The sequence below is a fragment of the Pseudomonas sp. Kh14 genome, assembly GCF_900291005.1.
Taxonomy (GTDB): domain Bacteria; phylum Pseudomonadota; class Gammaproteobacteria; order Pseudomonadales; family Pseudomonadaceae; genus Aquipseudomonas; species Aquipseudomonas alloputida.
The window spans coordinates 1-22239 of sequence record NZ_OLKJ01000022.1 but is presented as its reverse complement, the minus strand read 5'-3'; the positions used below and the strand labels follow the sequence as shown (position 1 = coordinate 22239).

Sequence of the window (22239 nt, the reverse complement as noted above, 5' to 3'; positions counted from 1 at the left end):
TGGTACGGGTAGGCCGTTACGTGTGCGGGCCTCTTCGCGGGCAAACCCGCGCCCACAGGTTCTGCACCGGTTCTGGAACCAGCGGTGAACCTGTGGGAGCGGGCGAGCCCGCGAAGGGCCGCGACGCGGTTTAGAAGAAGCCCAGCGGATTGATGTCGTAGCTCACCAGCAGGTTCTTGGTCTGCTGATAATGGTCAAGCATCATCTTGTGGGTCTCACGGCCAACACCGGACTTCTTGTACCCCCCGAACGCCGCATGCGCCGGGTACAGGTGGTAGCAGTTGGTCCACACTCGCCCGGCCTTGATCCCGCGGCCCATGCGGTATGCACGGTTGATGTCGCGGGTCCACAGGCCGGCGCCCAGGCCGAATTCACTGTCGTTGGCGATCGCCAGTGCTTCGGCTTCGTCCTTGAAGGTGGTCACGCCCACCACCGGCCCGAAGATTTCCTCCTGGAACACGCGCATCTTGTTGTTGCCCTTGAGCAGGGTTGGCTGAATGTAGTAGCCGCTGGCCAGGTCACCCTGCAGGCGCTCGGCACCACCGCCGGTGAGCAGCTGCGCACCCTCCTCCCGGGCAATCTCCAGGTACGAAAGGATCTTGTCGTACTGTTGCTCGGACGCCTGGGCACCCACCATGGTTTCGGTATCCAGCGGGTTGCCGCGGGTGATCTTGGCGATCTTCTTCATCACCTCGGCCATGAACGGTTCGTAGATCGACTCCTGGATCAGCGCCCGTGACGGGCAGGTGCACACCTCGCCCTGGTTGAAGAACGCCAGCACCAGGCCTTCGGCAGCCTTCTCGATGAATGCCGGCTCGGCCTGCATGATGTCTTCGAAGAAAATGTTCGGCGACTTGCCACCCAGTTCGACGGTGGACGGGATGATGTTCTCGGCCGCGCACTTCATGATGTGCGAGCCCACCGGAGTGGACCCGGTAAAAGCGATCTTGGCAATGCGCTTGCTGGTGGCCAGCGCCTCGCCGGCCTCACGGCCAAAGCCCTGGACGATGTTCAGTACGCCTGCCGGCAACAGGTCGGCGATCAGTTCGGCAAAGACGGTAATCGACAGCGGCGTCTGCTCAGCGGGCTTGAGCACCACGCAGTTGCCAGCGGCCAAGGCCGGGGCGAGCTTCCATGCGGCCATCAGCAGCGGGAAGTTCCACGGGATGATCTGCCCCACCACGCCCAGCGGCTCGTGGATGTGATAAGCCACGGTGCCTTCGTTGATCTCGCCTACGCCACCCTCCTGGGCGCGGATGCAACCGGCAAAATAGCGGAAGTGGTCCGCTGCCAGCGGCACGTCGGCATTCAAGGTTTCGCGTATGGCCTTGCCGTTGTCCCAGCTTTCGGTAACCGCCAGCACTTCCAGGTTCTGTTCGATGCGGTCGGCAATTTTCAGCAGTACCCGCGCACGGTCTTGCACCGAGGTCTTGCCCCAGGCTTCGGCGGCGGCATGCGCGGCGTCCAGGGCGCGCTCGACGTCCTGGGCTGTGGAGCGCGGGAATTCGGCAATCGGCTGGCCATTGACCGGCGAGCTGTTGGTGAAGTACTGGCCAGCCAACGGCTGCACGAACTCGCCACCGATGAAGTTGCCATAACGGGGTTTGAAGGATACGACGGCGCCTGGAGTTCCGGGTTGTGCGTAGATCATGCTGAGCCTCTGCGGGTCGGTGCCTGTCCCACGACAGGCGATGCACCGATGGTAACAAGCCCGCGTGCCGGGCGAATGCATCGTTGGCAGCGGGGCTCTCGTCATTTGGTAGCAGGCTCTGTACGAAAAGTCTTGAGACGCAGGTCAGGCAAGGCGAAAACAGCCGAGGAACGGCCGGGGTCGCGCCCGACTGTACTGGAGTACATGAGCACTCCGAGGCGGTTTTCAACGCAGCATGAACAAGTATCAAGGCTTTTCGTCAGAGCCTAGGGCCGCTTGCTACCGATCAGCGGCAGCAAGCGGCAGTAGGCAGGCGTTATGGCTTGGCGCTTGCCGTTTGCTGCAACTGCTTGGGCAACTTGAAGGTCCAGAGCATGCCGCCCTGGTTGAAGTCCTTGACCCGTTTGGCCACTTCGCCGCCCCACAGCGGCACCGCGCCGCCCCAGCCGGATACCACCGAAACGTATTGCTCGCCGTCCATTTCCCAGGTGACGGGCGAGCCAAGCACGCCTGAGCCAGTCTGGAATTCCCAGACCTTGTCGCCGGTCTTGGCGTTGAATGCCTGCAGGAAGCCCTCTGGCGTGCCCGTGAACACCAGGTTGCCCTTGGTGGTCAGCACACCCCCCCACAGCGGCGCGTAGTTCTTGTGGCGCCACACTTCCTTGCCGCTGACCGGGTCGATGGCGCGCAGCACGCCGATGTAGTCTTCGTTGAGCGGCTTGATGGTGAAACCGGCTCCGAGGAACGCCGCACCTTTCTTGTAGGCGATGCCTTCGTTCCAGATGTCCATGCCCCACTCGTTGGACGGCACGTAGAACAGCCCTGTGTCCTTGTTGTAGGCCATCGGCATCCAGTTCTTGGCGCCGAGGAAGGCCGGCGCGACGAACACCGAGCTGCCCTTGGCCTCGCTGCCGGGGGCGCCCGGGCGGCTGGCGTCGTTGTAGATCGGCCGGCCGTCCTTGTCCAGGCCAGTGGCCCAGGTGATCTTGTCCACGAAGGGGAAGCCGCGGATGAACTTGCCGTTGGTGCGATCGAGCACGTAGAAGAAACCGTTGCGGTCGGCCGTGGCGGCAGCCTTGACCTCCTTGCCGCCGTCCTTGTAGTTGAACGAGATCAGCTCGTTGACGCCGTCGAAGTCCCAGCCGTCATGCGGCGTGCTCTGGAAGTGCCACTTGATGGTGCCGTCGTCCGGGTTCAGTGCCAGGCGTGAGGAGGAGTACAGGTTGTCACCGGGGCGCAGGTGCGAGTTCCACGGTGCCGGGTTACCGGTACCAAACAGGATCAGGTTGGTTTCCGGGTCGTAGTAACCACCCAGCCAAGGGGCGGCACCGCCGGTCTTCCACAGGTCGCCAGGCCAGGTCTTGCCCGCCTCACCGCCGGAAATACCGTTCTCGATCGCCTTGCCGTCCTTGTACACATAGCCCATGTGCCCTTCCACGGTGGGGCGCATCCACAGCAGCTCGCCGTTCTCCGGGTTGTACGCCTGGATCTTGCCCACCACGCCGAACTCGCCGCCGGCAACGCCTGTGATCAGCTTGCCATTGACGATCATCGGCGCGGCGCTGATGGAGTAGCCTTCTTTGTGGTCGGCGACCTTCTTGCTCCAGACCACCTTGCCGGTGTCCTTGTTCAGAGCCACCAGCTTGGCGTCCAGCGTGCCGAAGAACACCAGGTTGCCGTACAGCGCGACGCCGCGGTTGATCACGTCGCAGCAGGGGCGGATGTCATCCGGCAGACGTGCATCGTATTGCCACAGTTTCTTGCCGGTGCGGGCGTCCACGGCGAACACCCGCGAGTAGGAGCCGGTCAGGTACATCACCCCGTCCTTGATCAGCGGCTGGGCCTGCTGGCCGCGCTGCTTCTCCCCGCCAAAGGAGAATGCCCAGACCGGGCGCAGTTCCTTGACGTTATTGACATTGAGCAGGTCCAGCGGGCTGTAGCGCTGGCCCTGGACGCCCAGGCCATTGGTCACGATCTGCTGCGGGTTCTTCGGGTCCTGGAGGATTTCTTCATTGCTGACAGCGGCGTGAGCGGCGCCGGCAAGCAGCATGGCGCTGAGCACCAGGCTCACGGCGAACAAGGGGCGACGTGGGGATCGGGTCATGACGGCTACCTTTGGTTTTTTTGTTGTGCCCGGGAAAATTTCCCGGTGTGTCGGGAATTCTTGGTCCCGACCCGATTGCCAACAATTGCTCGCAGTGCGGAGTTTTCTAGTTCCTTGGTAGGGGCCTGCGCGATGGATGGGTGCAGCCATAGAGCGCTGCGCGGGCGGTGCGGGGGCTCACAGGCACCGTAAATGTCATGGCAAGCGCTGCAACTGCTGGCGCTCGTAACGCGGGTACAGGTGGCTGACACTGCGGATCAGCTCATAACGCGTCAGGCTGATCCCGGCAAACCGTTCGGGAATGGGGCTGCGGATCATCTCGGCCATGTCGTCGCCGCGCGCCGCGCCATCACGCATCAGGCCATCGAGCCAGCCCAGGTAGTCACGCATCTGCACGAACGGCTGCGCATCACTGGCCAACGGGCCATGCCCGGGTACAAGCTGTTTCCAGGGCAGTGCCTGCAGGGTATCCAGGTCCTTGAGCCACACGTCCAGCCCCGGGCTGTTGGGCGTGGTCAGGGCGCGTTGGTAGAACACCAGGTCGCCGGCAAACAGCACGCCGGTCTTTTCATCGAAAATCGCCAGGTCGGCACCCGTATGCCCGCCCAGCCCCAGCAACCTCAGGCGGTGCCCACCCACCTCATGCACACCCGGCTGCAGCACCCGGGTCGGCAGCACCACCTCGGTACCGCGCATCCAGTCGCCGACCAGGCGATACATGTTTTCGGCCATGGCATCGCCCTGCTGGCGCAGCAGGTCGCGGGTGCCGGCCAGGGCACCGATCGGCACATCGGCAAAGGCTTGGTTGCCCAGCACATGGTCAGGATGATGATGGGTCAGCAGCACCTCCACTACCGGCTTGTCGGTGAGGGTGGAAATTGCCTTGCGCAATGCCTCGCCATAGCCCTTCGATGGCCCGCTGTCGATCACCACCACACCGCTGTCGGTCACGATGAACGCGGTGTTGACCACATTACCGCCATTGGCCTTGGCGAAATTGTCGGTGCTGCCTTCCAGCAACCAGGTGCCCTCGGCGATCTGCCGGGGGGTAAGCCGGTACGCCAGATCAGCCTGGGCCGGCAGCCCCAGGCACAGCAGCAACAGCAGGATCCAACGCATGACGGTGCCTCTGGTCAGGGTGAAATCAGACAACGCGCTCAGGGCAGCGCCGCCTCGAACTGGTTGCCGCTGTTGTCCCGCAACAGCAGCCGTGTTGGCCCAGGGCCCTGAATGTCAAAGCCCAGGTTGGGGTTTTCGCTGACCGCCGGGTACAGCTCCAGGCTGGCCAGGCGCTGGCCATCTGCACCTTGCAACTCGGCATGGTTGAGAAAGAATTCAGGAATGCCACTGACCAGGCCGTTATCCATCGGGTGGGCCACCTGCAGGCGCAGGCGGCTACTGTCGCCACGCGGGTAGCGCCCGCCCAGTACCTCACCGAGGTGCTCCTCCCAGCCGGGCTGGGTGCGCACCACGCTGGGTGCGGTACAACCGCCGCCGGCAGCATCGATCAGGGTCGAACCGACGTGCCACAGGCCATCGCGTGTCAGTACGGCGGCGCGCAACGGTGTGGCCTGTTCGATGCGGATGCGGATCGACAACCAGGGCAACACGCGCTCTCCGGGCTGAAAGTCGACGATGCGCGGCAGAGGGTTCAGTTCTGCCCAGGCGATAATCCGCACGACATCGCCCGTGAACGCCCGGGCGTCGATCTCCAGCGGTACCTGCCGTGCATCCTCGGCAAAGGGCGGCGCCAGAAGCTTCACACGGTCATCGAACACGAACGCCGCCTGCCCCAGCAACTGCTTGTGGTAGAAGTCCCACATCACAGAAGGCACCGGGTCTGTGTGGGTGCCTTGTGTCGCAGCCTGGGCGGCCCAGGGCATCCAGCAAGCCAGCAGGAAAGTTGCTCGCCAGTTCATGGGCACTCCTATTGATACATCTCCGGGACCTCGTAACGCAGGCCGTAGGCGGCATACATCGCCTTGAGCCGGCCATCGCGAATCATCGCTTCCATGGCCTCCTCCACGGCATAAGCCAACTGCCGGTTGCTTTCATGCACGGCCATGCCGATTTCCCAGGCCTGTTTACCGAGGTTCGGGTAGGCGTTCTCTGCCAAGGCCAGTTGCGCATCGGCGGCCTGGTGCAGCTGCCAGTCAACCTCGCCGCGCATCGCCATCACAGCGTCTACCTGGCCGGCCTGCATCGCAGCAAATGCCTGCTGCACGCTGGGGTAATGGTGGGTCCTGGCGCTGAGCATGCCGTTGAACACCGACGTCAGGTAGAACGATGGCACGCTGTCCACCTCTACCCCGATAGGGTGCTGCTGGAATACCGCGACACTGGCCACCGAGGCCAGGCGACGGCGATCGTAGGCCACCTGCCAACGCTCCTGCTGATAGGGGCCGAACATCACCACCTGGGCGTTTTCCAGCTCCCCCAGCTCATTGCGCCGCTGCGCGTAGGCGCGATCGTAAGGCACCCGCATCATCAGGTCGGCCAATTGCTGATGACGCAGCGGGCTGCCACGCCAGATGTAGTCGCGCAGGTCATCGTCGAGCTTTTCTCCGGGTGGCGCCCAGATCAGTTGCAGGCGTACCCCCAAGGCGGTGGCCAAGGCCTGCGCCAGCTCCACATCGACACCACGCGGCTGGCCGTGGTCCTGGAAACTGTAGGGGGCGAAATCCTTGTACACAGCCACCTTGAGCTCGCCGGCAGCGATGATCGCGTCATAGTTGCGCACCTGCGCCTGGGCCGCCGCGCAACACAGCAGCAGGCCACTCAACAGCACCGCCCACAGACGCATGGCCGTCACTCCTCGACGTGCACGCTGTCGAGGTAGGTGCGCACCGCCCACAGGGCTTCCTGGCTGAGGTAATCGGCCATCTTCGGCATGTACACGCGGCCGTCGCGAACCGCGCCGTGGCGTACCCGCTCGACGAACCATTCATCACCGGCATCACCCGCGTCGAGCATGCGCAAGTCAGGCGCGATACCACCCGACTTGGCCTCCAGGCCATGACAGGCAGCGCAGTTCTGGTTGTAGGCCGAGGCGCCGATTTCCACGGCCTTGTCGTGCTCGGGCGAGCTGCGGTACGGGTTGACCGCGGCCCAGCCGTCGCCGTCCAGGCTCACGCCAGTGTCCTTGATCGGGGTCAGGCCCTTGGTCTCCACTGCCTGGGGCACCACGTTGCCATGGGCCCAGGCTGTACCGGTCAGCACGGCTGCGGCCAGCAACCCAGCAGCAAGCAACACATTGCATTTTGTTGTCATTGTTATGCCCTCACCATTGCACACAAAGCCTCAACCACAGAGGCCGTGCCGCCATCTTAGAAACAGCCCGCGGGCGGCCGAATGCTGCTTTGGTGGCCGGGCCTTAATCCCTTGGTAGTAGGGCTTGTGGCGAAAGGCCAATTGAGGTGCCGTGCGGGAACTATTCCCGGCAAGGACGGGACTTTTTCCGTATCCCGCGACAGCCGCTGCGCCCCACCCTGTGCTGGCCAAAACCTCCACTGGGAACTGCAACCATGACAATAAGATCGCTACCCGCCCTTTCCCCTCTGGCCCTGAGCGTGCGCGTCCTGCTGATGGCCGGTAGCCTGGCCCTGGGCAATGTGGCAACAGCGGCCAGCACACCCGCTGCACCTGCCGGCAAGAACGTCACCTGGGAAGACATCGCCAATGACCACCTGACCACCCGGGACGTGCTGCAGTACGGCATGGGCACCAATGCCCAGCGCTGGAGCCCGCTGGCCCAGGTCAATGACAAGAACGTGTTCAAGCTGACCCCGGCCTGGTCCTACTCCTTCGGCGACGAGAAGCAGCGCGGCCAGGAATCCCAGGCCATCGTCAGCGATGGCGTGGTCTACGTCACCGGCTCGTACTCGCGGGTATTCGCCCTTGATGCCAAGACCGGCAAACGCCTGTGGACCTACAACCACCGCCTGCCCGACAACATTCGTCCCTGCTGCGATGTGGTCAACCGCGGGGCGGCGATCTACGGTGACAAGATCTACTTCGGCACCCTCGACGCGCGTGTCATCGCCCTCGACAAGCGCACCGGCAAAGTGGTGTGGAACAAGAAGTTCGGCGACCACAGCGCCGGCTACACCATGACCGGTGCGCCAGTGCTGATCAAGGACAAGACCAGCGGCAAGGTGCTGTTGATCCACGGCAGCTCCGGCGATGAGTTCGGCGTGGTCGGCCAGCTGTTCGCCCGCGACCCGGACACCGGCGAAGAGGTGTGGATGCGGCCCTTCGTCGAGGGCCACATGGGCCGCCTGAACGGCAAGGACAGCACCCCGACCGGCGACGTCAAGGCGCCGTCCTGGCCAGACGACCCGACCACCGAAACCGGCAAGGTCGAAGCCTGGAGCCACGGCGGCGGCGCCCCTTGGCAAAGCGCCAGTTTCGACCCCGAAACCAACACCATCATTGTCGGCGCCGGCAATCCCGGCCCTTGGAATACCTGGGCGCGCACGTCGAAAGACGGCAACCCGCATGACTTCGACAGCCTGTACACCTCCGGCCAGGTCGGCGTCGACCCGAGCACCGGCGAGGTCAAATGGTTCTACCAGCACACCCCCAACGATGCCTGGGACTTCTCCGGCAACAACGAGCTGGTGCTGTTCGACTACAAGGACAAGAACGGCAACGTGGTCAAGGCCACCGCGCACGCCGACCGCAACGGCTTCTTCTATGTGGTCGACCGCAACAACGGCAAACTGCAGAACGCCTTCCCCTTCGTCGACAACATCACCTGGGCCAGCCATATCGACCTGAAGACCGGCCGCCCGGTGGAAAACCCCGGCCAACGCCCGGCCAAGCCGCTGCCGGGTGAAACCAAGGGCAAGCCGGTGGAAGTCTCGCCACCGTTCCTGGGCGGCAAGAACTGGAACCCCATGGCCTACAGCCAGGATACCGGGCTGTTCTACATCCCCGGCAACCAGTGGAAAGAGGAATACTGGACCGAGGAAGTGAACTACAAGAAGGGCTCGGCTTATCTGGGTATGGGCTTCCGTATCAAGCGCATGTACGACGACCACGTCGGCACGTTGCGCGCCATGGACCCGACCACTGGCAAGCTGGTCTGGGAACACAAGGAACACCTGCCGTTATGGGCCGGCGTGTTGGCGACCAAGGGCAACCTGGTATTCACCGGCACGGGCGACGGCTTCTTCAAGGCCTTCGACGCCAAGACGGGCAAAGAGCTGTGGAAGTTCCAGACCGGCAGCGGCATCGTCTCGCCGCCCATCACCTGGGAACAGGACGGCGAGCAGTACATCGGCGTGACCGTGGGCTACGGCGGTGCGGTACCGCTGTGGGGTGGCGACATGGCCGAGCTGACCAAACCGGTGGCTCAGGGTGGCTCGTTCTGGGTGTTCAAGATCCCGAGCTGGGACAACAAGACTGCACAGCGTTGACCTGCAGCGGGGAGCGGCCTGCGCCCCTCCCCGTTTCTGCCCTTCTCCTGACCGGAGGCTTTTGCCATGAATTACCTGCCCTTGACCTTGCTGCTGGCGCTATCCCCTGCCCTGGCAGTGAACGCCGACGACGCCGGCAACGATACCCCCTTGACCATCAACGGCTGCGTGATAGCCGAAGCCAGCCAGTGCCCGGGCGTCAACCTGCGCGGCGCCAACCTGGCCAACCAGGACCTGCGCAAGATGAACCTGGCCGCTGCCGACCTGCGCGATGCCGACCTGCGTCATGCCCAGCTGGACCTGGCAAATCTGGAAAAAGCCCGCCTGCAAGGTGCCAACCTGACCCGCGCCAGCCTGCAACAGAGCAATCTGCGCCTGGCTGACCTGAGCAACAGCAGGCTGGTGGCCATTCAAGGCTGGGGCTTGTTCGCCCAGGGCGCACAGTTTGAAAAGGCGGACCTGCGCGCAGCCTACCTGCAGTTCGCCAGGCTGTCCGGGGCAAAGCTGCAGCAGGCCAACTTGCAGGCGGCGGACCTGGAGATGGCCTGGTTGAGCAAGGCTGACCTGCAAGAGGCCAACCTGGGGGATGCCAACCTGCAGGAGGCCAAGTTTGGCCAGAGCAACCTGGCACGCGCCGATTTGCGCGGGGCGCGGCAGCATTACGGGAATTTTCAGGAGGCCAACATGGAGGGGTGCAAGGGGTGCCCTGAAACCTGGGACAAATGAGAGGTCTGTAGGCGCGGGTTCCCCCGCGAAGGTCCGGGCCTGCTGGCCAATTTCCACCTGCCGTTCACCGTCGCAGCCGCCACCGTATTCGCGGGTAAACCCGCTCCTACACACAGATCGGGGGTGGACACATGTCGGGGGTGGACTCATTACGTTGTGCTCGGTGGGCTGCGACGCAGCCCCAACAGGTGCAATGAAATACCTCACCCCGCCACCCGCACCACCCCCAGATCAATCCCCAAATGCACAAGCTCGGCATGCGAGCTGACCTGCAACTTGCTCTTGAGCAAGGTCAGGTGGTTGGACACGGTCTTGGCACTGATACACAACTGCTCGGCAATCACCCGCGCCGGGGTTCCCTTGGCCAGCATCGTGAATATCTCCAGTTCGCGCTGGGTCATGCGCTGCAACCGCGGGTCACTGGTACTTTGCTGTGACAGGCAAGCCAGCTGGGTGGCCAGGGGCTGCTCGATGTAGGCATGCCCAGCCAACACCCGCTGCACCGCCTCGATCAGCACCTCGGGCGCCGAGTTCTTGGTCAGGTAGCCCGAAGCCCCCGCATCCAGCGCCTGGCGCACCAGCGGCAGCTCGTCGTGCATGCTGAAAAACAGCACCCGCAACTGCGGCAGGCGCTGGCGCAGGCGGCGAGTGGTTTCCAGGCCACTGATACCAGGCAGGCCAAAATCCATGATCACCAGGTTGGGCACCTGCTCCTGTACCCTGGCCAGCGCCTCTTCACCACTGGCGGCCTCACGCACCTGCACCAATGGCAGCACCGCCCGCAGCAAGCTGGCGTAGCCCTGGCGCACCACGGCGTGGTCATCGACCAACACGATATTCATCACACCTCCTCGGGAATGTTAAGGGCCAGCGCCCAGCCACCGCCCGGGCGGCTGAAAATGCGTAACTCCCCTCCAAGGCTGCGGGCGCGCTCGGCCATCGAGTGCAGGCCTACCCCTGGGCGCTGGGGCTGGTGGGCGCCGCAGCCGTTGTCGCGAATGAACAGGCGCAAGCCCTTGGGACTGCGCTGCAGGCGCACCCGCACCTGGCTGGCACCGGCATGCCGGGCGACGTTGGTCAACGCCTCCTGCAGCAAGCGGTACAAATGCGTTCTGCTCGGCCCAGTCAGCGCCGGCAAGTGCTCGCCAACCCGCAACCGGCATTCGATGCCCTGGGTGGCCTGCCACTGGCTCACCAACAGTCCGAAGGCCTCGGCCAGCGGCATGTAGTGCAGCGCCACCGGATACAGGTTGTGCACCAGCGCGCGAAAACCTTGCTGCAGGCGCTCGCAGTTGAGTTCAAGGGCCTGCACCGTCTGGGTCACCACTTCTGGCTCCTCGGCCACCATACGCAGCAGGCATAGCTGGGCACGCATGCCTGCCAGGTATTGCCCCAGATCATCGTGCAGGGTCTGCGCCAGCTGGGTACGCTCCTGCTCCTGCACCGCCAGCAGGGCCTGGGTCAGCTGGGCATTGTCGGCCTGGGCCTGCTCCAGGGTTGCAGCCATGCGGTTGAAGTGTTTGGCCAACTGGCGCACTTCCGGCAGGCCGGCCTCGCGCAGGCGTGCCGTCAATTGCCCGCCTGAGACCTGGTGCAAGGCCCCCAGCAGCTCATCCAGCAGGCCCATGGCCCGCCGTACCGCCCAGCGGATGGTCAGCAAGCTCAGCAACAACGCCAGGCCACAAACGCCAAGCAGTTGTTGCAGGGAGTCCCAGACTTCATCGATTTCATCCCGCGCATCCACGGCAATCAACACGCGGCGGCCATCACTCAAGTCCAGCAGCCGGCTGCTGTGGTAGCGCTCGCCGAACAACTGGCGGCCGAGCCAGGCATCGATACCGGCCTCTTGCGGCAGCCTTGGCACCTCACCCGCTGCCAGCCAATGCACCCGCACATGGCGCAGGCTCTTGGTCAAGCCGGGCTGCAGGTTTGCCGGGTCGCGTTCGGCGGTGTCGCCCAGGTATGCCACCACGGCTTCGGCTGACTGCAACTCACGTTCGACGTCGGCCACCGCCTGATGCAACAGCACCCCGGCACAAGCCAGCGTCACCAAGGCGAAGCACAACGTGACCCAGAGGTTGACTCGCCACAGGGCCGACAAGTTGACAAGGCGCACAAGCGGTTCTCCTCAGGCCGTTGTGGACCATCGTAAAACTGCGGCCCCCGCACTGAATTACTACCTTGGTACCGGCCGAGCGCTACTTTCTGCATATTCCCCCCTCCCGGCGGGCTTCCTATGCTGGCGCCATCTGCCGTGGAGTGTGTTATGCGCCAGCCTGCCCACCTTGCCTTGACCTGCCTGCTGGCCTTGGCCGCAACGCTGGCTACGCCCCTGGCGCCCGCCGCTCAGGGCCAGGCCGCAGCCCAGCTGCAGATACACATCGGCTACCTGGGCTATCGCCCCGCCGCTGGCCCGCTGCTGTCCAATGTCATCCCCGAACCCGGCGATGCCGGGCTCCAAGGTGCCGAACTGGCCATTGTCGACAGCAACAGCACCGGGCGCTTCCTGAAGCAGCAGTTTCAGCTGACCAGCGCCAATGTCGACAGCCCTGAGGCCCTGCTGCAAGCCGCCAGGGCCCAGCATGAACAAGGCCTGCGCCTGTTCGTGGTTAATGCCCCGGCCGCCAGCCTGCGTGCGCTGTCTGCCGCCCTGCCCGACAGCCTGTTGTTCAACGCCGGCAGCCCCGACGACAGCCTGCGCAGCAGCCAGTGCCTGGGCAATGTCCTGCACAGCCTGCCGAGCCGGGCCATGCTGGCCGACGCCTTGGCGCAGTTCCTGGTGCTGCGCAAATGGCAACGGGCATTGCTGGTGGTCGGCCAGACCCCGGACGACCAGGCTTACGCCGCTGCCCTACGCCGGTCTATGAAGCGCTTTGGCGTGCAACTGGTCGCGGAAAAAACCTGGACCTTCGACAACGACCAGCGCCGCAGCGCCCAGGCCGACATGCCGCTGTTCACCCAGACTGCCGAGTACGACGTGGTGCTGGTGGCAGACGAGCGCGGTGACTTCGGGGAGTACCTGCCCTACCAGACGTGGTATCCACGCCCGGTGGCCGGTACCCAGGGCCTGACCCCCACGGGCTGGCACAAGACGGTGGAAACCTTTGGGGCGGCGCAGTTGCAAAAACGCTTCGAGGCCCAGGCCGGGCGCTGGATGAATGACCGTGACTTCGCCGCCTGGATGGCTGTGCGCAGTGTCGCCAGTGCAGCCAGCAAGCTGCGCCTGTCCGAACCTCGCGCGGTTCAGCAACTGCTGCTCAGCGAGCAGTTGCCGCTGGACGGCTTCAAGGGGCGCAAGCTCAGTTACCGCCCGTGGAACGGCGAACTGCGCCAGCCAATCCCGTTGGTTCAGCCCCGCGCCCTGGTCAGCACCTCGCCGCAGGAGGGCTTCCTGCATCCCTTCAACGAAATGGACAGCCTGGGCTATGACAAGCCCGAAGTGACGTGTAGCTACCCCTGACCCGACAACCACAACAATAAGGAATCCGCCATGCGCCGCCCCCTCTTCCACCGGGCCCTGCTTTACCCCAGCCTGCTGTCGGGCGCCCTGGCGCTGGCCAGCAGTCACGCCATGGCTGCCACCGCCTGGGTCTCCAACGAGAAGGACAACAGCCTCAGCCTGATCGACCTGCAAACGCTGGAAGTCACCGAAACCCTGCCGGTGGGCCAGCGCCCGCGTGGCTTGCTGCTGTCACACGACAACAAGCTGCTGTACATCTGCGCCAGCGATTCGGACCGGGTGCAGGTGATGGACGTGGCCACCCGCAAGATCATCAAGGAGCTGCCTTCCGGCAAGGACCCCGAGCAGTTCGCCCTGCACCCCAACGACCGCTGGCTGTATGTGTCCAACGAGGACGATGCGCTGGTGACGGTGATCGACACCGTCACCGACAAGGTGCTCGGGCAGATCGAAGTCGGCATCGAACCCGAAGGCATGGCGGTCAGCCCCGACGGCAAGTGGGCGGTCAACACCAGCGAAACCACCAACATGCTGCACTGGATCGACACCAGCACCCAGACCCTGGCCGACAGCACGCTGGTCGACCAGCGCCCGCGCTTCGTCGAGTTCAGCAAAGACGGTTCGCGCCTGTGGGCCTCGGCAGAAATCGGCGGCACGGTGACCATACTTGACGTGGCCACGCGCCAGGTGCTGAAAACCCTGAATTTCCAGATCAAGGGCGTGCACCCGGACAAAGTCCAGCCAGTGGGCATCAAGCTCACCGCCGATGGCAAGTACGCCTTCGTCGCCTTGGGCCCGGCCAACCACGTGGCGGTGATCGATGCCAAGACCTTTGATGTGCTCGACTACCTGCTGGTCGGGCGGCGGGTCTGGCAGCTGGCATTCACCCCGGATCAGAGCCAGTTGCTGGCCACCAACGGTGTCAGCGGTGACGTTTCGGTCATCGATGCGAAGCAGCTCAAAGTGCTCAAGTCGGTGAAGGTCGGGCGCTACCCCTGGGGCGTGGTGGTGACACCATGAATGCCCTCGACGTCAGTGACGTGAGCTTTGCCTATGGCCAGCGCGAGGCACTCCGGCAGGTCGGTTTCAGCCTGGCACCCGGGCGCTTCGCCGCATTGCTGGGCCCCAATGGTGCCGGCAAGTCGACCTTGATCGCCCTGCTCACGCGCCTGTACGACCTGCAGCATGGCGACATCCGCGTGTGCGGCTGCTCGCTACGCAACGCTGCACGCCCGGCCTTGCGCCAGCTGGGTGTGGTGTTTCAGCAAAGCACCCTGGACCTGGACCTGAGCGTTGAGCAGAACCTGCGCTACCACGCCGCCTTGCATGGCCTGTCACGGCGTCAGAGCAACCTCCGAGTCGAAGCCGAACTGGCCCGCCAAGGCCTTGGCGAACGCCGGCGCGATCGTGTGCGTGAGCTGAACATCGGCCATCGGCGGCGGGTGGAAATTGCCCGCGCGCTGCTGCATGAACCGCGCCTGCTGCTGCTGGACGAAGCCAGCGTCGGCCTCGATCCGGCCAGCCGCCTGGCGCTTAACCAGCACCTGCGCCGGTTGTGCCGCGAGCAGCAGCTCAGTGTGCTGTGGGCCACTCACCTGCTGGACGAAGTGCAGCCCAGCGATGACCTGTTGATTCTGCATCAGGGGCGCCTGGTGGCCAGTGGCACGGCCGATGCGCTGAGCCTTGAGCACGGCGGCGACCTCGATAACGCCTTTGCCCGCTTGACCAACGCCCCCTCAGGAGCCAACGCCCGATGAACGCTTACTGGCAATGTTTCAACGGCATCATGCTGCGCGAATGGCTGCGCTTCGTGCTGCAGCGTACACGCCTGCTCAGCGCGCTGGTGCGCCCGCTGCTGTGGTTGCTGGTGTTCGCTGCCGGCTTTCGCGCAGCGCTGGGCATTGCCATCATCGAGCCCTACGACACTTACATCCCCTACGAGGTGTACATCATCCCCGGCCTGGCCTGCATGATTCTGCTGTTCAACGGCATGCAGGGCTCGCTGTCGATGGTCTACGACCGCGAGATGGGCAGCATGCGCGTGTTGCTGACCAGCCCGCTGCCACGCCCGTTCCTGCTAGGCAGCAAACTGCTGGCAACTTCGCTGATTTCCCTGCTGCAAGTCTATGCCTTCCTCGCCATCGCCTGGTTATACGGGGTACAGCCACCGGCTGCAGGCTTGCTGATGGCGCTGCCAGCGTTGCTGCTGGTGGCCTTCATGCTCAGTGCCCTGGGGCTATTGCTGTCGAACGCCATCCGCCAGCTGGAGAACTTTGCCGGGGTGATGAACTTCGTGATCTTCCCGCTGTTCTTCCTGTCGTCGGCGCTGTACCCGTTGTGGAAAATGCGCGAGGCCAGCCAGTGGTTGTACTGGCTGTGTGCTGTGAACCCGTTCACCCATGCCGTAGAGCTGGTGCGGTTTGCACTTTATGAGCGGTTGAACCTGCTGGCGCTGGCGGTGTGCCTGGGGTTGACCGCATTGTTCACCCTGCTGGCGATCCTCACCTTCAACCCCCAGCATGCAGCGCTGCGCAAGCCGCGCTGAAAACCTGGCGTGCAACGCGGATAGTGTGTGGGAGCGGCCTTGTGTCGCGATTGGGCCGCAAAGCGGCCCCTAGATTTCAGCTGCACCGCACACATTGCCGGGGCTGCTGCGCAGCCCTTTCGCGACACAAGGCCGCTCCCACACCTAGGGCGTCTCCATGCCTTCAGGCGCCCGGCCATCTACTACTTTAGTACTGCATTTACTGTCTATCGTCGCATTCACAAAGCACCGCCACTGGCATGTAATGAGTCCATAACAAAAAGGAAAAACCGCCATGCCACGTGCCCTGCCCCGGCTGCCACGCCCTTTGATGGCGGTACTTTCGCTGAGCCTGACGCTAGGTATCGCCCAGGCTGACACGGCGCCGCTGTTCTCCGCCGACGGCTATCGCACCACGCACTACCGCAGCCCGACCCCGCAACAGGTCGAAGGCGGCCAGGTCATCGACACCGCCACACTGCAAGGCCTGCTGGGCCAGACGCCCCGGCCGGTGCTGATCGACGTCTATCGCCGTCAATGGCTGCAAGGTCGCTTCATAGAAGACGAACCGCACAGCAACCTCCCCGGCAGCCTGTGGCTGGCCAACACCGGCGACGGCGAACTGAGCCCGGCATGGCAGGACTACTTCGTGCGTAACCTGCAAAAAGCCACGGCCGGGCACCCCGACCAACCACTGGTCTTTTACTGCCGCTCCGATTGCTGGTTAAGCTGGAACGCGGTAAAACGCGCGAAAGCCTTGGGCTATAACAACCTGTATTGGTACCGCGACGGCCTGGATGCCTGGCAGCAAGCCAACCTGCCATTGCAGCCGGCACAACCGGTGCCGTTCCCCTGAAATGCCTGCGTATGCGTGCCCCGCTCCATCCAATAAAAACAAGGTGAAAAGGCCATGTACAAAATTCTGATTGCCGACGATCACCCCCTGTTTCGCGAAGCCATCCACAACGTCATCAGCGATGGCTTCCAGGGCAGCGAGGTCATGGAGACCGCCGACCTTGAAAGCGCCCTGGCCCTGACCCAGGCGCATGACGACCTCGACCTGATCCTGCTCGACCTGAACATGCCCGGCATGCACGGCCTCAATGGCTTGATCACCCTGCGCAACGAGGCGCCGACCACGCCGGTGGTCATCGTTTCGGCCGAGCAGGAAAAACAGATCGTGCTGCAGGCCATTACCTACGGTGCCGTGGGTTTCATCACCAAGTCGTCGCCACGCTCACAGATGATCGAAGCGATCGAGCAGATCCTCAATGGCAATGTCTACCTGCCACCAGACATCATCCGCGCGCAGAAAAGCAGTACCAGCCGGCGCCATAACGATGCTCCGAGCTTCCCGCCGGAAATGCTCCAGGCCCTGACCCGCAAGCAACTGCTGGTGCTCGAGCGCATGACCAAAGGCGAATCGAACAAGCAGATCGCCTACACGCTGGACATCGCCGAAACCACCGTCAAGGCCCACGTTTCGGCGATCTTGCGCAAGCTCAATGTGCACAACCGGGTACAAGCCATCCTCAGTGCCGGCGATATCGATTTTGCTGATTATCTGCGCCGTTGACCTGTTCCAGCCGCTTCGCGGGTCAACCCGCGAAGCGGCCAACCGCTATGCCACGCCACTGGCCAGTAGATGGCTCATCGCCGTCTTGAGCTTCATCGGCCGTACGGGCTTGTGCATCAGTGTGTGACCCAGCTCGCGAATCTGCTGCTTGAGATCATTGCTGTAGTTGGCAGTGATCATCAGCGCCGGTAGCGGCTGGGCACGGCGGGCATTGATCCGCGCTACGGCGTCGACACCATTGCAGTCGTTGTCCAGGTGGTAGTCGGCAATCAGCAGGTCGGCCTCGGCGTGGTAGTTGTCCACCTGGCGCGCCAGGTCTTCCTCCGACAGCGCAGTGACCACCCGGCAGCCCCAACCTTCCAGCAAGGTGCGCATGCCCGCGCAAATCGCCGCATCGTTATCCAGCACCCACACCCGCGCCCCACGCAGGCGTTCGAGCATCGGCTCGCAGATCACTTGGCTCGGCTGGGCCTTGGGTGCAGTGGCGCTCAGCGGCACCTCGACAGCGAACACCGAGCCTTTGCCCAGCCATGAACGCACGCGGATCCGGTGGCCGAGGATGCCGGCGATCTTCTCCACGATTGCCAGGCCCAGGCCCAGCCCACGGTCCTGGTCCGGGCGCTGCACATCACCCCGCTTGAACTCCAGGAACATGTCTTCCAGGTGTTCTTCGGCAATGCCGATGCCGCTGTCCCATACTTCAATCCGCACGCCACCGCGCTGGCGCCGGCACCCCAGCACCACGCGCCCGCTGCGGGTGTAGCGGATGGCATTGCTGAGCAGGTTGCGCAGGATGCGTGCCAGCAGCTGGATGTCACTGCGCACGACGGCAGAACACCCCACAAAATGCAGCTCTAACCCTTCGCTACGCGCTACCTGGGCGTATTCGGCAGCCAGGTTGTCCATCAGTTCGTGGAGGGCAAACGGGGCGACATCGGCCTTGATCACCCCGGCATCGAGCTTGGAAATATCCACCAGGGTGCCCAACAGGTTTTCCACATCCTCCAGCGAATTGCTGACATTTCGCACCAGGTGGGCAGCGTTTTGCGGCTCGTCGCGCTCGAGCAACGCACTGGTGAACAGCCGCGCCGCGTTCAGCGGTTGCAGCAGGTCATGGCTGACCGCAGCCAGGAACTTGGTTTTCGACAGGTTGGCCTGCTCGGCCTCGCGCTTGGCCTCGCGCAGACGCGACTCGGCCTGGCTGCGCTCTTCGATTTCGCGCAACAACTGGTCGTTGAGACTGGTCAGTTCGGCAGTGCGCTCGCGCACCCGTTGCTCCAGGTGCTGATACGCCTGGTGCAACGCCTGTGCGGTGTTGCGCCGCTCGGTGATGTCGCGGATCAGCACGAAGATGCCCACCACTTCGCCACTGGCCAGGCGGTTCGGCACGTAGGAGCGCAGCATATAGCGCTCCTGGCCGTTGATATTGGTCTCGGCAAATTCAAACGTTACGCTCTCCCCCGCCAGCGCCCGCGCCACATAGCCTTCCAGGCGCCGGTAATGCTGCTCGCTGTGGGCCTCGCGCAGGCTCTGGCCCAGCATCACACCATGCGGCCAGCAATACCACTCTTCGTAAACCTTGTTGGTGAATTCGTAGACCAGATCGGCGTTCAGGTAGGCGATCAACGCCGGGACGTTGTCGGTAATCAGACGAATCTGGTGCTGGTGGGCAGTCTCGGCCCGCTGCCGGGCCTCGCTGAGCAGCCGGTTGACCGCCTTGAGTTCGGCCATGGCCTGGTTCAGCGCATCGGTGCGTTCGCGCACCTGCTCGGCCAGCACCACCGAATGCTGGAACGCGGCGTATGGGTCGTTGCCCCGGGTCACGCCCGACTCGATGCGCTCGATCAGTGCGTCATTGATGCGCTGCAGCTTGTGGTTCTGATGCTGCAGCCGGGTCAGCTCGGCCTGCAGTTCAGCGACCGACAGGAGGCCGGTTGCGGGCAATGGCGACCCCGGTGAAGGTCTGGTTGATGTGCATGCCATTGAACTGTTCTCCGTAGGTGTTGAAGCCAATCACCCGTTGCTCGCGCAGGAACGCGCCGACCGGCTCCAGGCCGTGATGGGCCTCCAGTTCCAGCCGCCGCAGGAAACAATCACAACCGATGGTCAGCAGCAATGGTCCGAGACGCTGGTGCAAGCCATCGAACAGCTGGTGCAGGTTCGGCAACAGCGGGCCCGGGGTCATGGCCGTGAGCACGATGCCGTTCTCCACCGCGCAGTAGAAGCTCAAGCTGAGGTCAGGGTGCATTTGCTGGATCGCCCGCACGTAGTACTGATCATGAATGCGCACGGCCAGCGGGTGGGCGGCGAACACCCGGTGATCGAGCGCAGCCACGGGCACACCGATGTGGCGGGCATATTCCTCGGCCGCCGGCTCGGCATTCAGTTCGAAAACCCGGCGCTGGGCGCTGTCGGCACCGGTTACCACCAGCTTTTCCTGGCGCGGCAGGATGTGATGCGTGGTGAACACTTCGAAGTCGAGCCAGGTGTTGACCAGCACCACCACGGCTGCGCCGTTGTGGAATGCACCGCCGTAATACACATGGGTGCGGTTCAGGTAATTGTCGTCACCGGCCGAGCCGCCGAAGTGCGGGATATCCCCCAGTGCTGCGCTGAGTGCGGCAAGCACCATCTCCTCGCGGCTGGACAAGCCATCGAGCAGCGTGAGTGCAAAGCTGTGGCCCTTGATTGGCGCCAGGGTATTGCTGCGGCAGGTGCCGACCAGCCGCTCGACCATCTGCTGCGCGTCGATCAGGCTGAAGCGCTCCATCTCATCGATCAACGCGGTGGCGATCGAAAAGTGCCGGTGATCGAAGCCCACCGCCGTCACGCAATTGCGGCCGTAGCCCAGCGGGGTGATTTCACCGGCGCTGGTGCAGCCGACCAGGCGTATGCCGCCAAAGTCCTGTTCCAATGCTTCGCCCAAAGCCTGCAAGTCGTATTCGGCGGAGCAGAAGAACAACACGAAACCCAGGTGCGGGTGCAGCAACTGCCGCGCCAGGTCCTGAGCGGCCAGCCGTGCGTCGGTAGCCTGAGACATGGCACTGACCACACCGTCGTTATGAGCCTGCTGCATCGTGGTCTCCGGCACGGGGTGGCTGAGTGATCAGTTTAAGGAGCGGGTGGCGGGTGACGAATGCTACTTGGGTAGCGGGTGGGCGGTTCCATGGGCGTAAAAGACCGCGTCATTCGGGGCCGCGTTGCGGCCCCGGCCACTTACCAGGTCAACACCGCGCCCACCGCAAAGGTATCGGTGTCTTCGTTCTGCGCACTGGTGTCATGCCCGTCGATGGAAAACTGGTTGTACTCGGCAACCAGTTTCAGGTTGTCGTTGATGTCATGGAACAGCGCCACACCCCGGGTCTCGTAGTCCGCGCCGCTGCCAACCGCACCGTTGCCATCGTCCTTGGTCTTGCCATAGGACAGCGCCACGCGGTTCTTGCCGAACTTGTACGAGCCCTGCAGCAGGTAGCCATCACTGTCGACATTGCGCAAAACCGGTTCGCCGGCATTGTTGGTGAAGAACGGGTTGATGCCTTTGGCCTGGAACCCCGAGCCGGTCAGCGACCAGCCGCCCATCTTTGCCTGCACCCCGTAACCCACCCCCTTGGAAGTGATCGTTTCTACCGTGGAGTCAGTATTGTCCGAGGTCTGGTAACTGCCGTTGACCCAGCTGTAGATCTGCGCGCCACCGAGGTCGAACTGGTAGGTGATCTCGCTCTCGGTGCGTGGGTTTTCCTGGTAGGCCTTTCCGGTCGGGCTGCTGTCGTTGGTGTCCACCGGGTCCATGATGCCCACCGCCACCCGTAGGCCCTCCATCACTGGCGTACGGTAGGTGATCTGTGAGGTAGGGAACGGGTATGGGTAACCGCTGCCAATGTTGCCGAACGACACCCCGCCGCCGTCCACCAGCCCCAGGGTGTCGCTGACCTGGCCATAGCCGGCCAGCAGTTCGTCGAGCAGGATGTTGGAACGGGCGAACAGCCCGAAGTCCTTGCCGATCAGCACCTCGCCCCACTCGGGGTTGGCCACCGTGCCATAGAACTGGCGCACGTCGATGGCGGTGTCGGTGCCGTTGGTTTCACTGTCGTTGATGGTTACCCAGAACGAGGCACGCGCGCCGAGCTTCAGGTCATCCACCTGCTTGCCCATGTTGAAGCCTAGGTAGTTGGGCAAGAAGCCCATCTTCACCCGCGACTGGCGGCGGTCAAACTGCTCGCCCTCACGGTCGACCTCGCTGTTGACGTAGAAGGCGTTGATATAGCCATCGGTGGAAAACGTCGTCTGATCCTTGTCGTACAGCATGATCTCGGCTTCGGCGACGCTGCTCAGGCCAAGCGCAGAAAAGCTGGCGATGGCGGCTGCGAGAAAACGAGGCGGCAGGTGCTTATTGTTGTTGTGCATGGCGCGCTCCAAACGGGGACGGGATGTCGGAGGCGATTATCAGAAGGGGGCAAACTGCCAGAAACGCTGCTTTGGCGTGGGGTGGCGAGTGCTTTGGGGCGGGAGGGTGTGGCCCGGTGATTTGGTCCCGGTACCTGCTTGGGTCCTGGTTCGAGACTTATGGCTCAGGCAGGAGTGGCAGGCGGGTATCAATACGATTGAATGAACCGGGGCCGCCTTGCGGCCCTTCGCGGGCTCGCCCTCGCTCCCACAATTTGGACTGCCCCCCAAAAGTTGGACAGTTCTAAGCTACAGCCCGAGCCCTGTATTCCACAGGGCTCAGGCCATTGAGTCTCAGCTTGATGCGATCATGGTTGTAGTAGTGAATGTACTCA

General features: G+C 63.6%; 20 protein-coding genes. 8 read left to right on the top strand and 12 right to left on the bottom strand.

The features are described from left to right. Nucleotides 1–130 precede the first annotated feature (130 nt). The 6 genes from FQ668_RS09675 to pedF all read right to left on the bottom strand — a co-directional run bounded on the left by FQ668_RS09675 (nt 131) and on the right by pedF (nt 7025). Complete coding sequence (locus FQ668_RS09675) at nt 131–1651, bottom strand: aldehyde dehydrogenase family protein (protein WP_003254088.1); 1521 nt, start codon at nt 1649–1651, stop codon at nt 131–133. 316 nt (nt 1652–1967) lie between these two features. Next, the gene (pedH, locus tag FQ668_RS09670; protein WP_019436699.1) at nt 1968–3755 is read right to left on the bottom strand and encodes a PQQ-dependent alcohol dehydrogenase PedH; all 1788 of its coding nucleotides are present in this window, start codon (nt 3753–3755) and stop codon (nt 1968–1970) included. Nucleotides 3756–3950: 195 nt separating this feature from the next. After that, nucleotides 3951–4874, bottom strand: coding sequence for a quinoprotein relay system zinc metallohydrolase 1 (locus FQ668_RS09665; protein ID WP_019436700.1), 924 nt, complete (start codon nt 4872–4874; stop codon nt 3951–3953). A gap of 38 nt (nt 4875–4912) precedes the next feature. After that, nucleotides 4913–5674, bottom strand: a complete 762-nt coding sequence (locus FQ668_RS09660) for a quinoprotein dehydrogenase-associated SoxYZ-like carrier (protein ID WP_019436701.1) — start codon at nt 5672–5674, stop codon at nt 4913–4915. Nucleotides 5675–5682: 8 nt separating this feature from the next. Then, a complete protein-coding gene (locus FQ668_RS09655) occupies nt 5683–6558 on the bottom strand; it encodes an ABC transporter substrate-binding protein (RefSeq protein WP_014591385.1) in 876 nt (291 codons plus the stop codon). A gap of 5 nt (nt 6559–6563) precedes the next feature. Continuing rightward, nucleotides 6564–7025, bottom strand: coding sequence for a cytochrome c-550 PedF (gene pedF, locus FQ668_RS09650; protein WP_010953594.1), 462 nt, complete (start codon nt 7023–7025; stop codon nt 6564–6566). Nucleotides 7026–7279: 254 nt separating this feature from the next. On the opposite strand from pedF, the gene exaA reads away from it, so the two are divergent. Then, nucleotides 7280–9175 (top strand): quinoprotein ethanol dehydrogenase, encoded by a 1896-nt coding sequence (gene exaA, locus FQ668_RS09645; RefSeq protein ID WP_014591386.1) that lies wholly within the window; start codon nt 7280–7282, stop codon nt 9173–9175. A gap of 66 nt (nt 9176–9241) precedes the next feature. Next, nucleotides 9242–9901: a pentapeptide repeat-containing protein gene (locus FQ668_RS09640; RefSeq protein WP_019436703.1), complete on the top strand. Its 660-nt coding sequence runs from the start codon at nt 9242–9244 to the stop codon at nt 9899–9901. Between the two features lie 203 nt (nt 9902–10104). Here FQ668_RS09640 and FQ668_RS09635 read toward each other — a convergent pair whose 3' ends face one another. After that, nucleotides 10105–10743: a response regulator transcription factor gene (locus FQ668_RS09635; RefSeq protein WP_003254098.1), complete on the bottom strand. Its 639-nt coding sequence runs from the start codon at nt 10741–10743 to the stop codon at nt 10105–10107. Continuing rightward, the gene (locus FQ668_RS09630) at nt 10743–12017 is read right to left on the bottom strand and encodes a histidine kinase (protein WP_019436704.1); all 1275 of its coding nucleotides are present in this window, start codon (nt 12015–12017) and stop codon (nt 10743–10745) included. The genes FQ668_RS09635 and FQ668_RS09630 overlap by 1 nt, the downstream gene beginning before the upstream one ends. A gap of 150 nt (nt 12018–12167) precedes the next feature. Between FQ668_RS09630 and FQ668_RS09625 the strand changes: the two genes are divergently transcribed. From FQ668_RS09625 to FQ668_RS09595, 6 genes are all read left to right on the top strand, one after another. After that, nucleotides 12168–13361, top strand: a complete 1194-nt coding sequence (locus tag FQ668_RS09625; protein WP_019436705.1) for an ABC transporter substrate-binding protein — start codon at nt 12168–12170, stop codon at nt 13359–13361. 30 nt (nt 13362–13391) lie between these two features. After that, the gene (locus FQ668_RS09620) at nt 13392–14381 is read left to right on the top strand and encodes a YVTN family beta-propeller repeat protein (RefSeq protein WP_019436706.1); all 990 of its coding nucleotides are present in this window, start codon (nt 13392–13394) and stop codon (nt 14379–14381) included. Next, complete coding sequence (locus tag FQ668_RS09615; RefSeq protein ID WP_014591391.1) at nt 14378–15118, top strand: ABC transporter ATP-binding protein; 741 nt, start codon at nt 14378–14380, stop codon at nt 15116–15118. Before FQ668_RS09620 ends, FQ668_RS09615 begins: the two co-directional genes overlap by 4 nt. Next, the gene (locus FQ668_RS09610) at nt 15115–15906 is read left to right on the top strand and encodes an ABC transporter permease (protein ID WP_010953586.1); all 792 of its coding nucleotides are present in this window, start codon (nt 15115–15117) and stop codon (nt 15904–15906) included. Before FQ668_RS09615 ends, FQ668_RS09610 begins: the two co-directional genes overlap by 4 nt. Nucleotides 15907–16180: 274 nt before the next feature. Next, nucleotides 16181–16741: a PQQ-dependent catabolism-associated CXXCW motif protein gene (locus FQ668_RS09600; RefSeq protein ID WP_014591392.1), complete on the top strand. Its 561-nt coding sequence runs from the start codon at nt 16181–16183 to the stop codon at nt 16739–16741. Between the two features lie 54 nt (nt 16742–16795). Then, entirely contained in the window at nt 16796–17461 is a 666-nt protein-coding gene (locus FQ668_RS09595) for a response regulator transcription factor (RefSeq protein ID WP_003254108.1), read from the top strand. A gap of 45 nt (nt 17462–17506) precedes the next feature. Here the strand turns inward: FQ668_RS09595 and FQ668_RS09590 are convergent, their stop codons facing one another. From FQ668_RS09590 to FQ668_RS09575, 4 genes are all read right to left on the bottom strand, one after another. Next, nucleotides 17507–19405, bottom strand: a complete 1899-nt coding sequence (locus tag FQ668_RS09590; RefSeq protein WP_014591393.1) for a NahK/ErcS family hybrid sensor histidine kinase/response regulator — start codon at nt 19403–19405, stop codon at nt 17507–17509. After that, entirely contained in the window at nt 19374–20537 is a 1164-nt protein-coding gene (gene nosP, locus FQ668_RS09585) for a nitric oxide-sensing protein NosP (RefSeq protein WP_014591394.1), read from the bottom strand. Before nosP ends, FQ668_RS09590 begins: the two co-directional genes overlap by 32 nt. A 140-nt stretch (nt 20538–20677) precedes the next feature. Continuing rightward, nucleotides 20678–21865, bottom strand: coding sequence for a porin (locus tag FQ668_RS09580; RefSeq protein ID WP_010953581.1), 1188 nt, complete (start codon nt 21863–21865; stop codon nt 20678–20680). A gap of 283 nt (nt 21866–22148) precedes the next feature. After that, nucleotides 22149–22239, bottom strand: a 91-nt coding sequence (locus tag FQ668_RS09575; protein ID WP_144180057.1) for an IS3 family transposase, incomplete at its 5' end; no start/stop codon positions are given.